19 protein-coding genes are annotated in these 20043 nt (G+C 66.2%); 9 read left to right on the top strand and 10 right to left on the bottom strand.

Translation table 11 applies throughout. The annotated features are described in order from the left end of the window. The first annotated feature begins 13 nt into the window (after positions 1–13). The 3 genes from LCM32_RS11035 to LCM32_RS11025 are packed head-to-tail and all read left to right on the top strand — an operon-like array spanning position 14 to position 2608. Complete coding sequence (locus tag LCM32_RS11035; protein ID WP_224821124.1) at positions 14–1105, top strand: UDP-3-O-(3-hydroxymyristoyl)glucosamine N-acyltransferase; 1092 nt, start codon at positions 14–16, stop codon at positions 1103–1105. A gap of 34 nt (positions 1106–1139) precedes the next feature. Continuing rightward, entirely contained in the window at positions 1140–1403 is a 264-nt protein-coding gene (locus LCM32_RS11030) for an acyl carrier protein (RefSeq protein ID WP_222490196.1), read from the top strand. Beyond that, positions 1400–2608 (top strand): beta-ketoacyl-[acyl-carrier-protein] synthase family protein, encoded by a 1209-nt coding sequence (locus LCM32_RS11025; RefSeq protein WP_224821123.1) that lies wholly within the window; start codon positions 1400–1402, stop codon positions 2606–2608. The genes LCM32_RS11030 and LCM32_RS11025 overlap by 4 nt, the downstream gene beginning before the upstream one ends. Positions 2609–2767: 159 nt before the next feature. Here the strand turns inward: LCM32_RS11025 and LCM32_RS11020 are convergent, their stop codons facing one another. Continuing rightward, positions 2768–4306, bottom strand: coding sequence for a helicase HerA-like domain-containing protein (locus LCM32_RS11020; protein ID WP_224821122.1), 1539 nt, complete (start codon positions 4304–4306; stop codon positions 2768–2770). Positions 4307–4854: 548 nt separating this feature from the next. On the opposite strand from LCM32_RS11020, the gene LCM32_RS11015 reads away from it, so the two are divergent. From LCM32_RS11015 to LCM32_RS11005, 3 genes are all read left to right on the top strand, one after another. Next, entirely contained in the window at positions 4855–5487 is a 633-nt protein-coding gene (locus LCM32_RS11015) for an invasion associated locus B family protein (protein ID WP_224821121.1), read from the top strand. 210 nt (positions 5488–5697) lie between these two features. Then, entirely contained in the window at positions 5698–6861 is a 1164-nt protein-coding gene (gene bhcC / locus LCM32_RS11010; protein WP_224821120.1) for a 3-hydroxy-D-aspartate aldolase BhcC, read from the top strand. A gap of 423 nt (positions 6862–7284) precedes the next feature. Continuing rightward, positions 7285–8004 carry a phosphoribosyltransferase gene (locus LCM32_RS11005; protein ID WP_224821119.1) on the top strand — a complete coding sequence of 240 codons (720 nt, stop codon included), beginning with the start codon at positions 7285–7287 and terminating at the stop codon, positions 8002–8004. Between the two features lie 65 nt (positions 8005–8069). Here the strand turns inward: LCM32_RS11005 and LCM32_RS11000 are convergent, their stop codons facing one another. The 5 genes from LCM32_RS11000 to LCM32_RS10980 are packed head-to-tail and all read right to left on the bottom strand — an operon-like array spanning position 8070 to position 13638. Continuing rightward, positions 8070–9869, bottom strand: coding sequence for an adenine deaminase (locus LCM32_RS11000; protein ID WP_224821118.1), 1800 nt, complete (start codon positions 9867–9869; stop codon positions 8070–8072). A 12-nt stretch (positions 9870–9881) separates the two neighbouring features. Further along, a complete protein-coding gene (locus tag LCM32_RS10995) occupies positions 9882–10721 on the bottom strand; it encodes an ABC transporter permease (RefSeq protein ID WP_224821117.1) in 840 nt (279 codons plus the stop codon). After that, positions 10711–11553, bottom strand: a complete 843-nt coding sequence (locus LCM32_RS10990; RefSeq protein ID WP_222490186.1) for an ABC transporter permease — start codon at positions 11551–11553, stop codon at positions 10711–10713. The genes LCM32_RS10995 and LCM32_RS10990 overlap by 11 nt, the downstream gene beginning before the upstream one ends. Continuing rightward, positions 11543–12625 (bottom strand): ABC transporter ATP-binding protein, encoded by a 1083-nt coding sequence (locus tag LCM32_RS10985; protein WP_224821116.1) that lies wholly within the window; start codon positions 12623–12625, stop codon positions 11543–11545. Before LCM32_RS10985 ends, LCM32_RS10990 begins: the two co-directional genes overlap by 11 nt. Next, a complete protein-coding gene (locus LCM32_RS10980; protein WP_224821115.1) occupies positions 12622–13638 on the bottom strand; it encodes an extracellular solute-binding protein in 1017 nt (338 codons plus the stop codon). Before LCM32_RS10980 ends, LCM32_RS10985 begins: the two co-directional genes overlap by 4 nt. A gap of 321 nt (positions 13639–13959) precedes the next feature. Here LCM32_RS10980 and LCM32_RS10975 point away from each other — a divergent pair, with 321 nt between their 5' ends. From LCM32_RS10975 to LCM32_RS10965, 3 genes are all read left to right on the top strand, one after another. Next, on the top strand, positions 13960–15264 hold the full coding sequence (locus LCM32_RS10975; protein ID WP_224821114.1) for an amidohydrolase: 1305 nt from the start codon (positions 13960–13962) through the stop codon (positions 15262–15264). 42 nt (positions 15265–15306) lie between these two features. Beyond that, on the top strand, positions 15307–16215 hold the full coding sequence (locus LCM32_RS10970; protein ID WP_224821113.1) for a LysR family transcriptional regulator: 909 nt from the start codon (positions 15307–15309) through the stop codon (positions 16213–16215). A 190-nt stretch (positions 16216–16405) separates the two neighbouring features. Next, complete coding sequence (locus tag LCM32_RS10965; protein WP_224821112.1) at positions 16406–17281, top strand: GntR family transcriptional regulator; 876 nt, start codon at positions 16406–16408, stop codon at positions 17279–17281. A 213-nt stretch (positions 17282–17494) separates the two neighbouring features. On the opposite strand, the gene LCM32_RS10960 is transcribed toward LCM32_RS10965, so the two are convergent. From LCM32_RS10960 to LCM32_RS10945, 4 genes are all read right to left on the bottom strand, one after another. Then, positions 17495–17923, bottom strand: a complete 429-nt coding sequence (locus LCM32_RS10960; protein ID WP_224821111.1) for an OsmC family protein — start codon at positions 17921–17923, stop codon at positions 17495–17497. Between the two features lie 73 nt (positions 17924–17996). Next, entirely contained in the window at positions 17997–18584 is a 588-nt protein-coding gene (locus tag LCM32_RS10955) for a GNAT family N-acetyltransferase (protein ID WP_224821110.1), read from the bottom strand. Between the two features lie 49 nt (positions 18585–18633). Then, complete coding sequence (locus LCM32_RS10950) at positions 18634–19818, bottom strand: vWA domain-containing protein (protein WP_224821109.1); 1185 nt, start codon at positions 19816–19818, stop codon at positions 18634–18636. A 40-nt stretch (positions 19819–19858) separates the two neighbouring features. Continuing rightward, positions 19859–20026 (bottom strand): hypothetical protein, encoded by a 168-nt coding sequence (locus LCM32_RS10945; protein WP_224821108.1) that lies wholly within the window; start codon positions 20024–20026, stop codon positions 19859–19861. Between the last annotated feature and the right edge of the window lie 17 nt (positions 20027–20043).

Genomic DNA, 20043 nt, shown 5'->3' with positions numbered 1-20043 from the left:
ACAGGGGGACCCCATGCGCCACAGCATCGAGAGCATTGCCGCCGCCCTTGGCACCACCGCCCTTGGCGACGGCTCCATCACCGTGACCGGCGTGGCAGAGCCCGCCGCCGCAGGGGCCGAGGACCTCGCCCTCGCGATGAAGCCGGAATACGCCGACGGCCTGAGCAAGGGTCAGGCCCGCGCCGCCATGGTCTGGGAGGGCGCCGACTGGGAGGCCCTCGGCCTGAAGGCGGCCATCGTCGCACCGCGCCCGCGCATGGCCATGGCCGGACTGACCCGCGCCTTCTATCCCGGCCCGGGCTATCCCGAGGGGATTGATCCCAACGCCTCTGTCGATCCGACGGCCATTCTGGCCGAGGGCGTCAGCGTCGGCGCCTTCGCGGTGATCTCTGCCGGCGCCGTGATCGGCGAAGGCACCGTCATCGGCCCGCAGTGTTTCATCGGGCAGGACGCGCGCATCGGCGCAGGCGGCCTGCTGAACGCGCAGGTCCGTGTCGGGCCGCGCGCGCAGATCGGTGACCGCTTCCTTGCGCAGCCCGGGGCCACCATCGGCTTCGACGGTTTCTCCTATGTCACGCCCGAGGTGAACGCGGTCGAAAAGGCCCGCCACACCCTCGGAGATGCCTCGGGCACCGAGGCGCAGGGCTGGATCCGCATCCATTCTCTCGGCGCAATCATCATCGGGGACGACGTGGAGATCGGCGCGAATGCCTGTGTCGATGCAGGCACGATCCGGCCGACGCAAATCGGCAACGGCACCAAGATCGACAACCTCTGCATGGTCGGCCACAACGTCGTCATCGGGAACGAGTGCCTCTTTGCCTCGATGGTCGGCATCGCGGGCTCCACGCGGATCGGCAACAACGTCGTGCTCGGCGGCCAGGTCGGTGTGTCGGACAACATCACCATCGGGGACAACGTGGTCTGCGGTGGCGGCTCTGCCATCCGCACGCGGGTGCCTGCGGGGCAGGTGATCCTCGGCAATCCGGCGATCAAGATGGAAACCCAGCTTGAAGGCTACAAGGCACAGCGCCGCCTGCCGCGTCTCTTCCGTGAGGTCGCGGAGTTGAAGAAAGCGGTTTTCAAGGACGGCCAGAGCGACTAAATCAGCGGCAATCGCAGAAGGGGAGTAGCCCGGCATGACCAGCGTGAAGGACAGGGTGATCGCGATCATCGCGGAGCAGGCGGTTCTTGAACCGGGCGACGTGTCCATGGACCAGACGCTCGAGGACCTCGGCATCGACTCGCTCGGCCTCGTGGAGAGCATCTTCGCCATCGAGGAAGCCTTCGACATCCAGGTGCCCTTCAACGCGAACGAGCCGCAGGAGAGCGATTTCGACATCTCCAGCGTGGCGACCATCGTGGCGGGGATCGAGAAGCTGGTGGCGGAACAGCACGCGTGAAGAGAGTCGTCATTACCGGTGCCGGCACGATCAACGCGATCGGCCATTCTGTTTCCGAGACGTTCGCTTCGATGCGCGAGGGCCGCTGCGGCATCGGTGCGCTCGAAATCCAGGACGTGGAGCGGCTGTCGATCCAGATCGGTGGCCAGGTCAAGGGCTTCGAGGCCGAGGGCGAGTTCAATCGCCAGCAGATGGCGCTCTATGACCGCTTCACCCAGTTCACGCTCTATGCCGCCCGCGAGGCGATCAAGCAGTCGGGCCTCGAATTCATCGGGGAACTGGCGGCGCGGTCCGGGGTGGTGCTTGGCACCGCCGGCGGCGGCGTCTCGACCTGGGACGAGAATTACCGCGCGGTCTACGAGGCGGGCAAGAACCGGGTCCATCCCTTCGTCGTGCCCAAGCTGATGAACAACGCGGCCGCCAGCCACGTGAGCATCGAGTACAACCTCAAGGGGCCGAGCTTCACCGTCTCCACCGCCTGTGCCTCGTCGAACCATGCCATGGCGCAGGCCTTCCAGATGGTGCGCCTCGGCATGGCGCCCGCGATGGTGACCGGCGGGTCGGAATCGATGCTCTGCTTTGGCGGCGTGAAGGCCTGGGAAGGGCTGCGCGTCATGTCCAAGGACGCCTGCCGCCCGTTCTCGATGAACCGCAACGGCATGGTGCAGGGCGAGGGCGCGGGCGTCTTCGTCTTCGAGGAGATGGAGCACGCCAAGAAGCGCGGCGCCGAGATCCTCGCGGAAGTCGTGGGCTTTGCCATGACCTCGGACGCCTCCGACATCGTCATGCCCTCAAAGCAGGGCGCGGCCCGGGCGATTGCGGGCGCCATGAAGGACGGCGGCATCAACCCCGAGGAAGTGGGCTATATCAACGCTCATGGCACAGGGACCGCGGCCAACGACAAGACGGAATGCGCGGCGGTGGCGGATGCCTTCGGCCAGCATGCGGACAACCTGATGATCTCCTCGACCAAGTCGATGCACGGCCACCTGATTGGCGGCACCGGCGCGGTGGAACTGCTGGCCTGCATCATGGCGCTGCGGGACGGGGTGATCGCGCCCACCATCGGCTACGAGGAACCGGACCCGGAATGCGCCCTCGACGTGGTGCCCAACGAGGCCCGCGAGGCCAAGGTGAACGTGGCGCTGTCGAACGCCTTCGCCTTTGGCGGGCTCAACGCGGTGCTGGCGCTGCGCAAGGTCTGATCCGGGCGGATGCCCTGACGATGAAACGCCCGGTGATCGCACCGGGCGTTTTCGTATCCAGAGGGCGAGAAGGGCAGGGCGGAGGCCGGAAAATTCTTCGAAGAGTTTTCCCAAGAATTTTCGGAAATTCTTGGATGCCCGACGGCGAGGGCCCGCGCCTCAGCGCGCCTTGAAGAACGAGCCGAGGATGCCGCGTACGATCCGTCGTCCGGTGGTGCCCTTCAGTTCCTTGATCGTCGCATCCATGATGGCGCTGCCGAAAGTGTCCTGCGACACCCGTTTCGAGGTCGAGCGGCTCACCCGCGTGCCGGTATAGCGCCGGGCCGAGGCATATTCCCGCTGGGCCACCGGCTGCGCGTCTTCCTCTGCCTCGGCGGTCTCTGCCGCCTTGGCGGCGTCGGCGGCGCGTTTGGCGAGGATCTCGTAGGCCGACTCCCGGTCGAGCGTCGTGTCGTATTTCCCGGCCACCGGGGAGGTGTTGATCGCCGCGCGGCGCAGGGTCGGGTCCAGCGGCCCCAGCTGCGACGACGGCGGGCGCACCAGCGTACGCTCGGCCATGCCGGGGATGCCCTTGCGTTCGAGGAAGGAGGTCACCGCCTCGCCGGTGCCGACCTCGCGGATCGCCTCCTCGATGGAGAAGCGCGGGTTGTCGCGGTAGGTCTCTGCCGCCTGTTTCAGCGCCTTGCGGTCGCGGGCGGTGAAGGCGCGCAGTGCGTGTTGCACGCGGTTGCCCAGCTGGCCGAGGATATCCTCGGGCACATCGGCGGGGTTCTGGGTGCAGAAATAGACGCCGACCCCCTTGGAGCGGATCAGCCGCGCCACCTGTTCCACCTTGTCCACGAGCGCCTTGGGCGCGTCGTCGAAGAGCAGGTGCGCCTCGTCGAAGAAGAAGACCAGCCGGGGTTTGTCGGGATCGCCCACCTCGGGCAGGTCCTCGAAGAGTTCGGAGAGCAGCCAGAGCAGGAAGGTCGCATAGAGCCGGGGCGCGGCCATCAGCTTGTCGGCGGCAAGGATCGAGATCACGCCGCGGCCGTCCGTATCGGTGCGCATCATGTCCGACAGCTCCAGCGCCGGTTCGCCGAAGAAGTTCGCGCCGCCCTCGGTCTCCAGCACCAGCAGGCGCCGCTGGATCGCGCCGATCGACTGGGTCGAGATATTGCCATAGCGCAGCGAGAGATCGGCCCGGTTCTCGCCCAGCCAGACCAGCAGCGATTGCAGGTCCTTCAGGTCGAGCAGGGCAAGCCCCTGTTCGTCGGCGACCCGGAAGGCGATGTTCAGGATGCCTTCCTGCGCCTCGCTCAGCTCCAGCAGGCGCGAGAGCATCAGCGGCCCCATCTCGGACAGCGTGGTGCGCACCGGGTGGCCCTGCTGGCCGAAGAGATCCCAGAAGATCACCGGGAATGCGTTGTAGCTGTAGTCGGGCAGGCCGATCTTTTCCGCGCGTTCGGTGAAGGGCGCATGGGTTCCGGCCGTGGCAGAGCCCGCGGCAGCAAGGCCCGAGAGATCGCCCTTGACGTCCGCCAGCACCACCGGAACCCCGCGGGCCGAGAAGCTTTCCGCCATGATTTGCAGCGTCACCGTCTTGCCGGTGCCGGTCGCGCCCGCGATCAGGCCGTGGCGGTTGGCATAGCCCAGCTTGAGCCACTGCGCCTCTGCATAGTCCGCGCCGCCGCCGCCGATGAAGATGTCCTGATCCATGATCCTGCCGCCCCTGTTTTCCCCTTGGTTACAGAGGGAAAATACAACCTTAACCTCTGCGTGCCAGTATCAATTCATCCGCCCGCGCATGTCCTCGTGTGGGCGGGTGACTTCCTCCCTGTCAGACTGGCCGTGCCTGCGGGCACGGCCTTTTTTTGATGCGGCTCCGGTGCCAGTGCGGCCCCGATCGCACCGCAGATGGACGCCGATGCGCGTCACTTCGCGCCGCGTCGCAGCGGCCATGACGCGAAAAACAGCAGGGCCGGGGGTGCCGAAAAAAGTAGGCGGTTTTTAGCCGGTTTTTCCTGTTGACGATCCGTTACATTCCACATAGCGTCCCTCACAAGAACTAAGTCGGCCAGTCCGACGGGGAGAAAACCAAATAGAAAAGGGGCCTGTAACGGGCCCCTTTTTGCTTGTGCGGAAACTGGCTGATCGCGGGTCTTCACTGTTTTGTCACAGCACCGGATTTGGGTTTGGGGCCTGACAAGGTGCGGGTGCCATGTTAGACGCGGGCCAAGTCTCCTTTGCGAACAAACAGGAAAAGCATGACCCGTATTTCCGGATTTCTGGCCTCCGCGGCCATGATCGCCTTCGCCGGCGCCGCCGCCGCCCAGGACACGACCCCCGCGCCCACGACCGATGCGCCCGCCGCCCAGGCCGAGCCCGCCAAGACCCCGCTGGCGCCCGATCTCGCCATGGGTGTCACCGCCGGCGAGAACCCGAACGTGGGCCAGACCTACGTGAAGGAAGAAATCGGCGACTGGCAGCTGCAGTGCATCAAGGTGGAAGAGGGCGAAGACCCCTGCGAGCTCTACCAGCTGCTGCGCGATGAGGACGGCAATTCCGTTGCCGAGTTCAGCCTGTTCCGCGCCGCCAACCAGGGTGAGGCCGTTGCCGGTGCCACCGTGGTCGTGCCGCTGGAAACCCTGCTGCCCGCCGGTATGACGCTGGGCGTCGACGGCACCCAGGGCAAGCGCTATCCCTTCCTCTTCTGCAACCAGGTCGGCTGCTTTGCCCGCATCGGCCTGACGCAGGCGGACGTGGACGCCTTCAAGGGCGGCAAGGAAGCCACGCTGACCATCGTGCCCTTCGCCGCACCGGACGTGAAAGTGGCGCTCAAGGTCTCGCTCATCGGCTTCACCGCCGGCTACGAGAAGGCCACCGTGCAGGAACGCTGAGCGGACCCGCATCGCGCTTTAGAACGCCGCCCCCCGGGGCGGCGTTTTGCGTTTCCCCGGGGCCGCGTTCGCAGCGCCGCCGTTTTCGGCAGGCCCGGGGCGGAGCACGAAAAAGGCGCTGCGAAAATACATGCTCTCTTCACCTATGCAGGGGAAAGGCGCTATCCCGTTGCGCGGAGGGACTGCCTCCGAAAGACCAAGGAGAGCCCCATGAGCGCCGAGACGGACCTGTCCCACTACGAGGTCGGCTATGACATCCCCGCCAAGCCCGGCATGGCTGAGGCGGAGATCCAGACGCCCTGCCTGATCCTCGACCTCGACGCGCTGGAGCGCAACGTGGTGAAGATGGGCGATTACGCCAAGGCGCACGGGATGCGTCACCGGGTGCACGGCAAGATGCACAAGTCGGTGGACGTGGCCAAGCTGCAGGAACGCATCGGCGGCGCGGTCGGCGTCTGCTGCCAGAAGGTCGCCGAGGCCGAGGCCTTCGCCCGGGGCGGCATCCAGGACATCCTCGTTTCCAACCAGGTCCGCGATCCGCTCAAGATCGACCGACTGGCGCAGCTGCCCAAGCTGGCCGCCCGGGTGCTGGTCTGCGTCGATGACGTGGCGAATATCCAGCAGCTCTCGGACGCCGTGCAGCGCCACGGGACGGAGCTTTCCGTGCTGGTGGAGATCGACTGCGGCGCCAAGCGCTGTGGCGTGACCGATCTGGGCGACATCCTCGCCATCGCCCGCGCCACCGCCGAGGCCCCGGGCCTGACCTTCGCAGGCATTCAGGCCTACCACGGTGCCATGCAGCACATCAGCGCCTATGGCGAGCGCGAGCTGCAGCTCTCCAAGGCCATAGCGCAGGTGACCGAGGCGCGCGACGTGCTGGCGCAGGCCGGGTTCAGATGCGAGCTGATCACCGGGGGCGGGACGGGCTCCTACTACTTCGAGAGCAACTCGAACCTCTATAACGAGCTGCAGTGCGGCTCCTACGCCTTCATGGACGCGGATTATGGCCGCATCCTCGACAAGGACGGCCAGCGGATCGACCAGGGGGAGTGGGAGAATGCGCTCTTCCTGCTGACCTCGGTTATGAGCGTGGCGCGGGATGGGCAGGCGGTTTGCGACGCGGGGCTGAAGTCCCAGTCGGTGGACAGCGGGCTGCCGGTGATCTTCGGGCGCGATGACGTGGATTACGTCGGCTGTTCGGACGAGCATGGCACCATCAAGGACCCGGGCAACGTGCTGGAGATCAACGAGAAGCTGCGGCTGGTGCCGGGGCATTGCGATCCGACCTGCAATATCCACGACTGGTATGTGGGCGTGCGCAATGGCCGGGTGGAATGCGTCTGGCCGGTCTCGGCGCGCGGGAAGGCGTACTGAGGCGGGGCGGCAAGGGGGCAGGCTGGCGCGTGCCAGATGAGACCCTCCTGATACGCAGGGGATGGGGGCGTCAGACACTCCATCACCCTCCGGATCTTTTTGCGGTTGGGCACGTGCTCCAGCTAGCGCCACGCTCTTGATCCGATCGCTGCCGAGAGGGCTGCACCATGCAGTGCCCCGCTACCGATCAACCACCCGCCCGGCCGATAGGCCGGGCAGCGCCGACCCGCCCCCCTGGGGCGGCGCTTATGCGCCACCCCGCGGGACGGCGCTGCCCTTCGCGTTTGGGGCGAGGGTCTGCAAGACGATGCCCATGGCGGGTCGAGGGCCGCTGAAGCCTTTAGTCTTTCATGACCCGCAGACTTGAGCCCAAGACCGTGCCATGTCATGCCACCATCACCCCCGCCGCAGAAGAGAGACGCAATGAAGCTTTCCGATTTCGCCCCCGAGGCCATGTGGCAGCAGGTCTTCCCCGCTGGCACCTTCGAGACGCCTGACGCTGGCTTCGAGACCTGCTTCCCCGCGACGCTGGCCGATGGCCGCCAGATCGTCCTGCCGCTGCGCCGCCTGCCGGGCGAAACGCCGCGTGCGGTCTCCTCGCTGATCCTGAACCAGGCGGGGTTCGAGGTGGAGGACGCGCTCTGCGATCTGCTGGCGCAGCAACTAGCGCCCCATGAGCCCGAGGTGGTGATCGGCGTGCCGACGCTGGGCCTGCCACTGGCCAATGGCACCGCGCGGCGGCTGGAACATGCGCGGATGGTGCCGCTCTCCACCAGCCGCAAGTTCTGGTACGACGAGGCGCTGTCCGAGCCGATGTCCTCGATCACCAGCCCGGATCAGGTCAAGACGATCTACCTCGATCCCCGGATGCTGCCGGTGCTGGCGGGCAAGCGGGTGGCGCTGGTGGATGACGTGGCCAGCTCCGGCAAGACCATGGTCGCCGTGCTGCGCCTGCTGAAGAAGGCGGGCGTCGCGCCGGTGGCGCTCGGCTTTGCCATGTTGCAGAGCGACCGCTGGAAGGAGGCCATCGCGGCCTCCGATTTCCCCGAGGTTCCGGTGGTTGCACCTTTGAAGACGCCGCTCTTCGACCTCGTGCCGGGCACCAGCGATGCAGCGCCCCGCTGGCAGCCGATGGCGGGCTGAACGCGCGTCCGGACACGCCGGTGCATCAACACGGGCCGCCTTCAGGGGCGGCCCGTCGCCTTTGATCAGGCGTGTTCGGGGAAGAGCGGCACCGGGTCCTGTGTCGTGACGTTCAGGATCGGGTGCAGGTCGGTCGGCCGGTATTCCGGGATCACCGCAAGCGCCAGCCCGGTCAGGGCAAAGATCTGGCGTACGTTGCCCGGCACGATCCCGCGCTTGCCCAGTTCTTCGTTGAAGACGCTCAGCTGTGCGGTCAGCGCATCGCAGCTCTCGAACGACATCAGCCCGGCGAAGGGCAGCGGCAGTTCGCAGATCACCTCGCCCCCGTCGACGAGGACGAAACCGCCGCCGATCTCCTTCAGATGGTTCACCGCCTGCGCCATGTCGGGCGCATTGGTCCCCGCGACCAGCACGTTGTGGCAATCGTGCGCAACGGTGTGGGAAAGCGCGCCGGAAGTCAGGCCAAGCCCGGTCAGCGGCGTGCAGACGGGGGGCGTATTCTGGCCGTGGCGCGGCACGACGGAGGACATGACATAGCCTTCGGGCAGGCTCTCGGGCGTGATCTTGCCGTCGGTCACTGCCGCCTCGAAGGTCGCGAGGTCCGTCATCCGCGTGGGCAGCAGGTGCAGCCCGTGCATGGTCACGGTCGGGCTGTTCGAGGGCGACTGGATGGCAAAGCTCTCCGCCGTGATCTCGGGGATCAGGACGGTGTTGGCCAGCTCGCGCCCCGCGAGCGTGTCGGTGATCTCGACACACATCTCCTTGTCCGCGACCACCTGCTTGCCGCCGACGAAGACATCGTTGACCGAGACGGTCTGCAGATCGTCCAGCAGCAGGAAATCCGCGATGAACCCCGGGGCGATCGCACCGTAGTCGCGCAGGCCATAGTGCTGCGGGCCGATGTAGCAGGCCCAGCGGATCGCCCGTTCCACCGGCACGCCGTATTCCATGACGCCGCGCACGACGCGGTCCATGTGGCCGTTGGTGCGCAGGTCCGAGGGCTCCACGTCATCGGTGCAGAGCGCCACGTCGACGTAGGCCGCCTTCAGCAGGTCGGGCATCAGCCGGGGCAGGTGGTTGCCCGGCGAGCCGAGCTTGATCAGCGGCAGCAGGCCGAGGCGCAGCTTCTCCAGAACCTCCGGGCCCAGACGGCTTTCGTGGTCATTGTCGATCCCGGCGGCGATATAGGCACAGAGATCGCGGCCCATCAGCTTGGGCGCATGGCCCTGAATGGCGACACCGGCCTCGATGCCCGCATCGACGATGCCGCGCATCCGGGGATCGTTGCGGATGACTCCGATGAAATCCATCACCTCGGCCAGCGTGACGACGCGGTCCCAGCTCATCATCTCGGCCACTTCCTCGGGGCCGAAGAAGGCGCCTGCGGTCTCCTTGCCCTCGACGGAGGGCACGCAGGAAGGGATCGCGAAATAGACCCGGAGCGGCAGGTCCTCGCTGCCCTCGATCATCAGGCGGACGCCCTCCTTGCCCATGACGTTGCCGATCTCATGCGGGTCCACCACGGCGGAGGTGGTGCCAAGCGGCAGCACACCGGCGGCATAGCCTGCGGGCGTGACCATCGTGCTTTCGATGTGCAGGTGGCTGTCGAAGAAGCCGGGGCAGGCCCACTTGCCGGTGCCGTCGATGGTCTCCTTCGCCTTCAGGTCATAGGCGCCCGCCGGGCCCACCACGGCGATGCGCCCATCGTAGACGCCGATGTCGGCCGGGTAGACCTCGCAGGTGAGCACGTTGACCAGCTGCACGTTGGTCACAGCAAGGTCGAGGTCCCGCAGGCCGCGCGCGGCCTCGACAAGGGCCACGCGGTCCACGGGCTCACGGGCGAACATGGGGGATTTGAGGGTCATTTCAGGCTCCGATCAGCGTTCGAGGAAGGCATTCAGCCCCCCGATCCGCGCGAGGAAGACGAAGAGCGCCAGCGTGATCGCGATCATCAGGGTCGAGATCGCAGCCGGGCTCGGGTCCGGGTTGTATTCGATGTGGGAGACGAGCTGCACCGGCAGGGTGGTGACCCGCGACGAGGTCAGGAAGATCGAGATCGTCACATCGTTGAAGGAGAAGGTGAAGGCGAGGATCGCACCGGCAAGGATACCGGGCCGGGCCGATTTCAGCACGACATGCCAGAAGGTCTGCGCGGGCGTGGCACCCAGCGACTGCGCAGCCTCCTCCAGCGAGATATCGGCCCCCGCCATGGAGGCCCAGACCGAGCGGATCACGAAGGGCAGGGTGATCATCACATGGGCGATGATCATTTGCGGCATGGCCACCCGGTCCATCTGGATCATCACCAGCACGTTGAAGATGGCAAAGCCGATCACCACGCCGGGCAGGAAGAGCGGCGAGAGCACGAGGTATTCCACCAGCCCGCGGCCCCGGAACGGGCGCTTGGCCAGCACGCGCGAGGCCAGCACGCCGATCACCACGGCGATCAGCGTGGCGCAGGTGGCGATGATCAGCGAGGAGGTCACCGCGCTGCGGATCCAGCTGAGCGACAGCACCTCGCGGTACCAGTCGAGGGAATAGCCCGGCGGCGGGAACATCAGGTAGCTGGCCGAGGTGAAGGAGACCACCACCACGATGATCAGCGGCGCCACCATGAAGAGCTGCCACGCAAGGCCCACGACGTGGAAGAGCAGGCGGCCCAGCTTCCACAGCAGGGCCTCGACGGGGGCGGGCAGGAGGAAGCGATCAGAATTCATGGCGGCTCATCCACATCCAGGCGACGGTCTTCTGCACGGCGACGAAGGCCACGGCGATCACCGCCAGCACGAAGGCCACGGCAGCGGCAGAGGCCCAGTCATAGGAGGTCAGCGCATAGCGGTAGACCAGCGTGGACAGCAGCGGCGTACGCGCGCCGCCCATGACGAGGGGCGTGGCAAAGGCCGTGATCGCCAGCGAGAAGACCAGCAGCACACCCGACAGCAGCCCCGGCACGGTCATCGGCAGGATCACCCGGAAGAAGGCCACGAGGGGGTTCGCGCCTAGGGACAGCGCGGCCTCTTCCAGCTGCGGCTCCAGCTTGCGCAGGACCGAGAGCAGGGCGAGGACCATGTAGGGCATCAGGAGGTGCGTCTCGCCCACCACGATGCCGAATTCGTTCTGCGTCATGGTCAGCGGCTCCGAGATCAGTCCGATCCCCATGAGCGCCTCGTTCACGATGCCCGCCGGGCCGAGGATGACGACCCAGCCAAACGTCCGCACCACGACCGAGACCATGAGCGGGAAGAGCACGATGACGAAAATCACCAGTGAATAGCGCGGGTTGGCCCGGGCGATCAGCAGCGCCAGCGGATAGCCCCCGATGACCGAGACGAGGGTGACGAAGAAGGCGATCCGCAGCGTGCGCCAGAAGGCCTGACCGAAAATCTTGCTGTCAAAGATCGCCTGGAAGTTCTCCAGCGTCAGGGCGCCGGTGTCCACGTCCTGAAACGCCTTCACGATCAGGATCGCGGCGGGCAGCAGCGCCACCAGCGTCACCAGCAGGATGCCGGGGCTGGCCAGAAGCCACGGAATGTCGCGCTTACCGGTCATCGTGCAGCACCATCATCTTCTCGGGCGGCAGGCAGAGCGTCACCTCGCCGTCAAAGGCGATGTCGGAGGGGGCGGAGGCCAGCACCGGGCGCTCCAGCCCCGGCAGGGCAAGGCGGTAGAGCCGCTCGCGCCCGCGGTATTCGCCGTCGAGGATCGTGGCGGGCAGGCCGGTGCCGCCCTTGGGCTGGATCGCCACGTCGGAGGCCCGCAGGCCGAGGATCACCTCGGCACCCTGCGCAAAGCCCACCGTCGTGGGCGCCACGGCAAGGCCTCCGGCGCAGGTCAGCTGACCGGGCGCGGTGACTTGGGCGGGGATCAGGTTCTCGACCCCGATGAAATCGGCGGCAAAGGCGGTGGCGGGCCGCGACCACAGCTCATCCGGGGCGCAATACTGCACCACCTCGCCGCTGCGCATCAGCACGATCCGGTCGGAGAGCGAAAACGCCTCTTCCTGATCGTGGGTCACGAAGATCGTGGTGACGCCGGTGGCGCGCTGCAGGTTCTTCAGCTCATAGCGCATTTCGCCGCGCAGCTTGGCGTCGAGGTTGGACAGCGGTTCGTCTAGGAGCAGCAGCTTCGGCTCGATCACGAGGGCGCGGGCCAGCGCCACGCGCTGCCGTTGCCCGCCGGAGAGGTGGCGCGGATGGCGGTTCTCGTAGCCTGCCAGCCCGACCTGCGCGAGGGCCGCCTTGACCCGGGTCGCGGTCTCGGCCTTGGCGACGCGGCGCATCTTGAGGCCGAAGGCCACGTTCTCGGCCGCGGTCATGTAGGGAAAGAGCGCGTAGTTCTGGAACACCAGCCCGATGTCGCGCCGCCACGGCGGCAGGTCGTTGACCGAGGTCTGGCCGAACATCACGTCGCCGCTGGTGGCATCCTCGAAGCCCGCGATGATCCGCAGCGAGGTGGTCTTGCCACAGCCGGAGGGACCCAGAAGCGTCAGGAATTCGCCCTTGCGGGCCTGAAAGCTCACCTTCTTGAGGACTTCCGTCTCGCCGAAGGATTTGCCGATGTCTTGCAGTGCGACGGCGGCAGCATCGCTGCTGCCGCCGCCGGTCGTCATGTCCGCAGTCATTGCGCGATGACTTCCTCTTGCCACTTGTCCATCAGCGCCGGGCGCGCCTCGTAGACCTTGTTCGCGTCGAGGAAGTGCAGCTTGCCGTATTGCTCGGGCGGGATCACCGTGGGGTTGGCATCCGTGGGCGTTTCCACGTCGCTGCGCACCGTCGCCTCGCCGTAGAGGTTCAGCAGTTCCTGCTGGATGTCGTGCGAGAGGTGGAAGTCGATCAGCTTCTGCGCCAGTTCGGCGTTGGCCGAACCCTTGACCACGCAGACGAGGTTCAAGAGGCCGATGGCGCCTTCCTCGGGGTAGACGAAGGCGGAGGGCGCGTCCGCGTCCTTGGAGACGAAGATGTTCAGGTTCGGCGCCATGGACATTTCGCCCTGGTGGATCGCTTCCAGCGCCTGCGAGCCGCGGGTGTAGATCTGCAGCGAGGGCAGGATGTCCTTCACCGCCGCGATACCGGGATCGAGGTCCTCGATGCCGCCGCCGTTCAGGCCGGCGATCTCGGACATGACGAAGGGCCCGTAGGAGATCGACATGTCGGGGAAGCCGGTTTTCAGCCCGTCGACGGGCTTCATCAGGTCGGCCCAGGAGGTCGGCGGGGTTTCAAGCGCGGTGGAATAGGAAAGGCCCACGGCGTTCACCGTGAAGGCGGGGCACATGCCGTCGCCGAGCGGATCCTTGGCCCAGTCCTCCAGATCGTCCATCGCGGTGATCGAGCCGGGCTCGACCGGCTGGATGATGCCGCGCTTCTTCAGGTCGGCCATCTGGTAATCGACGATATACATCAGGTCGGTGCCGCGGCCCTTGGTGGCGATCATCTTGGCCATCCGGTCCGAGGAGGAGCCGGATTCCATCGCGACGGTGACGCCGTATTTCTTCTCGAAGGGCTCGATGATGGTTTTCTTCAGGTCCTCGGCGTAACCGCCGCCATAGATCGAGATGGTCAGGTCCTGGGCGGAGGCAACGGAGCCGAGCGCCGTCAGCGCGAGGCCGGCGGTCGTGGCGAGCAGTTTGTTCGACATGGAAGGTGTCCCGGTTGGTGAGAATAGGGTGCGTGCCGGTCTGCGCCGGATCACGACTGTGCCCGGAGGCTAGCAACCGCATGGGGGGCATGAGAAATATTTCATCCTTATGCCTCCATGCCGAAATCATATACACCTTATAGGCGCCTGCTTTCAGGGCATTGATTTTGCTTGGAAATCCAAGGTGTGCCTCGCGACGGGCCGGGATATTGACCTGAGGCGCCGGGGGCGCTAGCGATTTTTACGCATAGACAGCAAAGTGGCCTGATCGCTTTTTAGGCGCTTTCTGCACATTCCAATGCCCCCCGGAAGGACCCCGAGATGACCCGCCCCGCCACCTTCGCCAGCTTCTTTGCCGGTTCCAACAGCCCGGTCGAGACGATCCGCGAAGACCTCCACCGCCACCCCGAGACCGCCTTTCACGAGTTCCGCACCGCTTCGCTCGTGGCCGAGTACCTCGATGAACTGGGCTTCGAGGTGCAGACCGGGCGCGCGGTGATGGACCCGGCGGCGATCATCTGGCCGCCCAAGCCCGACAGCATCGCCAAGAGCCGCGAACGTGCCCTTGCCCATGGCGCGAACCCGGAGTGGGTGGCGAAGATGGAAGGCGGGCTGACTGGCGTCGTGGCGACGCTGACCCGGGGCGAGGGGCCGAAGGTCGGCTTCCGCTTCGACATCGACGCGCTGCCGGTGACCGAGGTCGAGGACGACAGCCACCGCCCCTTCGTGCGCGGCTACAACTCTGTCTTCAAAGGCGAAATGCACGCCTGCGGCCATGACGGACACACCGCGATCGGCGTGGTTCTGGCGCAGCGCCTGATGGCCGATCCCGACTGGCAGGGCACCGTGAAGCTGATCTTCCAGCCCGGCGAAGAGGGTGGCCGCGGGGCCAAGCCCATGGTCGCCGCGGGCGTGGTGGATGATCTCGACTACTTCTTCGTCGGCCACCTCGGCTGCCTGCTGCCCTCGGGCAAGATCGCCATGGAGGCGTCGGATTTCTTCTCCTCCATCCGCTTCGACGTGACCTATACCGGCAAGGCCGCCCATGCCGCGATGGGGCCGCAGAACGGCGCCAACGCCCTGCTGGCCGGGGCGACCGCCGCGCTTGGGATGCACGCGATCGCGCGGCACGGCGAGGAGGCGACCTTCGTCAACGTGGGCAAGATGGTCTCGGGGGCGGCGCGCAACATCGTGGCCGAAAGCTGCCTTCTGGAATGCGACGTGCGCGGCGCGACGCAGGAGGCCCGCGAGTACATGCACCGGCGCGCCTTCGAAGTGATCAACGGTGCCGCCGTGATGCATGGCTGCGAGGTCGACATCAGCGTGGGGCCGGAGCTTCTGGGCAACGAGAACAGCCCCGAGGCGGCCGAGATCATCGGCATCGCCGCCGCCAAGGTGGAGGGGATCGAGGAAGTCGTGCCCTCCTGGCCCATCGGCGGGGGGGATGATGCCTCCTTCATGATCAAACGGGTACGCGAGTTGGGCGGCAAGGCGTGCTATTGCCTGATCGGCAGTGACATTGATGCCATCCACCACGCCAAGACCTTCGATTTCGACGAAACGGCACTGGAACAGGGGATCAGCCTGTTCCACAATGTGGCACAGCACCTGCTGAAGCGCGCCTGATCGCCTGATGGGACGGCCCGGCACAACCTCCGAGGGCCGTCCATGACGCCGTTCCTGAACATCCGCCATCTGGCTTTTTTCCGGGCGCTCGCAGAGAGCGGCAGCTTCACCCGCGCGGCGGAGATCTGCGGCGTCTCGCAGCCCGGCCTTTCGGTCGCGATCCGGGAGCTGGAGGACGAACTGGGGGTGAAGCTCTTCGATCGCTCGACCCGGGCGGTCACGCTGACCCCGAAGGGGCGCGAATTGTTCCCGGTGATCGAGGTGGCCCTCGTGAATGCCGCCCGGATCGAGGATGACATCCGCGACGTGGTGGCCTCCAAGCGGCAGGTGCTGCGGCTGGCGGCGGTGCCCTCGATCTCGGCCTCGGTGCTGCCGCGCGCGCTTGCCCAGCTGGACCGGAGCGAGCCCGCCCTGCGCATGGAACTGATCGACGTGGAAAGCCGCGTGATGGAGGATTACGTGCGCGAAGAGCGGGCCGACGCGGGCATCGGCGCGGGGCACTACGACCCGGAAGTCTTTGGCATGATACCGCTTTTCGGTGATCCGCTGTCGCTGGTCATGCCCGCCAGCCACCCCTGGGCCAGCCGCGACTCCGTCCAGTGGGCAGAGTTGGAAGGCCAGCCCTACGCGCTCTACAACGATGTCTCCGAGGCCTATCGCAGTGCTGAGAGGACGATGCTGGCCCACGGCCTGCGCTTTGCGCCGATCAGCACCACGAACTACCATCAGACCCTCATGGGGCAGGTGCTCTCAGGCTGCGCCTTTGGCATCGTGCCCCGGATCGCGACAGTGCGGCTGCTGCCGCCCGATCTGGTCTGCCTGCCGCTCAGCGAGCCGGAGGTCGCGCGGCGCTACACGCTGATCTACAAGCGCGACCGCCGCTTGCAAAAGCGGTTCGTGGCCAACATGAACCGCCTTGCACGGCAGTTGAGCTACAGCCAGCAGGGCTGACCCGACCCGGGCCATCCTCGGCCATCCGGTTGAGTATGATGCAGGCGCCCGAGAGCCTGCCCTTACGTCCTTGGGCACAGGGCAGGCCAAAGCGCGTTGCGCCAGATACTGTACAGGAATACAATCCGGGCCGTGTTGGCGCCGGTGTAGATTGTTCTTGTTCGTGCGCTGAAGCCATGCGGAGGCGGCGATGGCAAGTGTTTCGAGACTGCACGACGATGTATTCGACGGGGTTCTGCGCCTGCTGCGCGAGGATGGGTTGCAACCGGGCGACCGGATCGTCGAGAGCCGCCTTGCGGACCGCCTGCGGGTGTCGCGCACCCCGGTGCGGGCGGTGCTCGACCAGTTGGCGGGCGACGGCTACCTGCGGCGGGTGAAGAACCGCGGCGTCGAGCTGATCCAACTGCCCGAAGGCCCGCCGGAGGAGCCGCCCGCCGCCCGCGAGGACGACCTGTTGGTGCGGATTTCCCACGACCGGCATCGCGATATCCTCGGACAGGAGATCACCGAGACCGAGATCATGCGGCGCTACGAGATCAGCCGGAACGAGGCGAACCGTATCCTTGAACGTCTCGCGGCCTATGGTGTGCTGGAGCGCAAGCTGGGCTATGGCTGGCGGTTTCTGGATGGCATCCGGGACGCGCAGGCCCGGCGCGAAAGCTATGATTTCCGCATGGTGATCGAGCCGCAGATGCTGCTGTGCCCGGCGTTCCAGCTGACGCCGGAGTGGATCGCCGAGACCCGCGCACAGCACCGGGCCTTCCTCGAGAGCGACTGGAAGCAGCGGGATTCGATCCGGCTTTTCGAGATGGACGCAGCCTTCCACGAGGGGCTCGCCCTGGCCTCGGGCAACCGCTACTTCGTCGATGCGGTCCGGCGGCAGAACCACATGCGGCGGCTTCTGATCTACGACCGGTCGGACGGGTTCCACGGCGTGGCCCGGGCGGTGGGCGAGCATCTGGAGGTCCTCGACCTGCTGGAGCGGGAGGACAACCAGATCGCCTCGATCCTGTTGTATCGGCACCTCGAAAGGACACGATCCACGACGACGCGGCTCGAGGATTAGGCGATCTTCTGACGGGGAAAAGACAGTTCTCTGGTGCTGACTCGCGTCATGGCATCAGGGTGCCACCGTCAGGCCGGGACAGACGGCAGCGTCTGTTTGCAGGCGGGAGAGGAAATAAAGAAGGCCGACCTGCGTGGGGCAGATCGGCCTTGCTCAATCTGTGGGCCCAAGCACGAGGGCCCCATGTCTACCGGCATGTCTACCGGCGAAGGATCACGACAGAACTGCGTCCATCGTGATCTCGGCACCCGCCAGCACCTTGGAGACCGGGCAGTTCTCCTTGGCCTTCTGGGCGGCATCGGCGAATTGCTCGGCCGTCGCGCCGGGGATCTTGGCCGAGACGTCGAGGTGGATCTTGGTGATCGAGAAGCCCGCGTCGCCCTTTTCCATCATCACCGTGGCCTTGGTGGCGATCTCATCGGCCACCAGATCGCTTTCGCCAAGGATGTTGGAGAGCGCCATGGAGAAGCAGCCCGCATGGGCCGCGCCGATCAGCTCCTCGGGGTTGGTGCCGGGCTTGTCCTCGAACCGGGTGTTGAAGCCATAGGGCTGGGAGGTCAGCGCGCCCGACTGGGTCGAAATCTCGCCCTTGCCGTCCTTGAGGCCACCGGACCATTTTGCAGAACCCGTTTTGCGGATCATGGGATGTCTCCTTGTTCCTGTTCACCGGCTCAACGCGCGGGAAGCGGCCTGCGTTCCCCGGAGGAGGACAGGTTCACCCGTGGTCAGCCCCGGCGGGAGCATCGTCTTCGGGGGCGATCAGCGCCATGAGGATGTGATCCTCCCATCGGCCCGCGATCTTGAGGTAGTCCCGCGCCAGCCCTTCGCGTTCGAAGCCCATCCGCTCCAGCAGCGCGCGCGACCGGGTGTTGCGCGGCATCACGTTGGCCATGACCCGGTGCAGCCCCAGCGGACCGAAGGCATGGGGCAGGGCGGCCTGCAGCACATCTGTCATCAGCCCGGTGCCCTGCGTCGCGCCGTCCACGGCGTAGCCTAGGGCGCAGGCCTGAAACGCGCCGCGCACGATATTGGCGAAGTTGCAGATCGCCAGCACGCGCCCGTCTGGACCGAAGGCCAGAAGATGCAGGGCGCGGTCGCTGTCCATGGCGGCTTTCTGGGCGCCGATCCGGGCGATCGTGCCGGAGAGCGTATAGAAGGCGTTATCCCGCAGCGGCTCCCACGGGGCGAGATGGGCACGGTTGCGATCGTAGAAATCCATCACCTCCACCGCATCGCCGCCCTGTACCGGGCGGATGAGGCAGCGCGGGGTCTCGATCACGCGCCGCCCCCGGTGGCGGGGCATGGGGGGCATGCAGGGAAGCCGGTCTGGACGGCGCCGGAGGCAACTGGCCTCACTTGGTCAGCTCCCGCATCCCCGCTTCCAGCCCCTGAAGGGTCATCGGCACCATCCGGTCCTCGAAGATATCCCGGATCATGGTGATCGACTGGGTGTAGCCCCAGTATTTCTCGGGCACCGGGTTGATCCAGAGAGACGCGGGCCATTGCTCGCGGGCGCGTTCCAGCCAGACCTGCCCGGCCTCGGGGTTCCAGTGCTCGTTCGCGCCGCCCGGATAGGCGACTTCGTAGGGGCTCATGGAGGCGTCGCCGATGAAGATGCACTTGTAGTCCGAGCCGTAGGTCCGCAGCACCTCCCAGGTGGGGGTCTGCTCTTGCCAGCGGCGGTGGTTGTCGCGCCAGACCCCTTCGTAGAGGCAGTTGTGGAAATAGTAATATTCGAGGTGCTTGAACTCGGCCCGCGCGGCAGAGAAGAGCTCTTCCATCACCTTGATATGCGGGTCCATCGAGCCGCCCACATCCATGAAGAGCAGCACCTTCACGGCATTGCGCCGCTCGGGCCGGGTCTTCACGTCGAGGTAGCCATGTTCGGCCGTGGCGCGGATCGTGCCGTCGAGGTCCAGCTCGTCCATCGCCCCGTCGCGGGCCCATTTGCGCAGCCGCTTCAGCGCCACCTTGATGTTGCGGGTGCCCAGTTCGACCGTGTCGTCGAAATTGCGGAACTCGCGCTTGTCCCAGACCTTGACCGCCCGCTGGTGTCGGCTCTTGTCCTGTCCGATGCGGATGCCCTCGGGGTTGTAGCCATAGGCGCCGAAGGGCGAGGTGCCGGCGGTGCCGATCCACTTGTTGCCGCCCTGGTGGCGGCCCTTCTGCTCTTCCAGCCGCTTCTTCAGCGTCTCCATCAACTTGTCGAAGCCGCCAAGCGCCTCGATCTCGGCCCGCTCCTCGGGCGAGAGGTGCTTTTCCGCCATCTTGGTCAGCCAGTCGGCGGGCAGTTCCACCGCCTCCAGCACCTGCTCCAGCGGGATCTGCTCCAGCCCCTCGAAGGTGGCGGCGAAGGCGCGGTCGAACTTGTCGATGTTGCGCTCGTCCTTCACCATGGACGCGCGGCCGAGGTAGTAGAAGGCCTCGACATCATAGGTCGCCAGCCCCGCCTTCATCGCTTCGAGGAAGGTAAGGTACTCGCGCAGCGACACCGGCACGCCGGCCTTGCGCAGGTTCTCGAAGAAGGGGATGAACATCGCGGGCCTCCCTGTCCCGCCCGATGGCCCTGAGGCGCGGTCAGACGGACATGCGGTGGATGAAGATCGTCGCGAAGACGCCGAGCACGGCAAAGATCATCGCATAGACAAAGGCGTATTGCAAAATGTCGGCGCGTTTGCCCTTGCGCCGCGCGGCGAGGCTGCCCCCGATGAGGGCGCCGATCAGGGCGCCAATCAAGACGATCATTCCGTTCCTCCTCTGGC

It is taken from the genome of Pseudooceanicola nanhaiensis (assembly GCF_020171315.1).
Classification (GTDB): Bacteria; Pseudomonadota; Alphaproteobacteria; order Rhodobacterales; family Rhodobacteraceae; genus Pseudooceanicola; species Pseudooceanicola nanhaiensis_A.
This window is presented reverse-complemented; position numbering and strand designations above follow the sequence as displayed.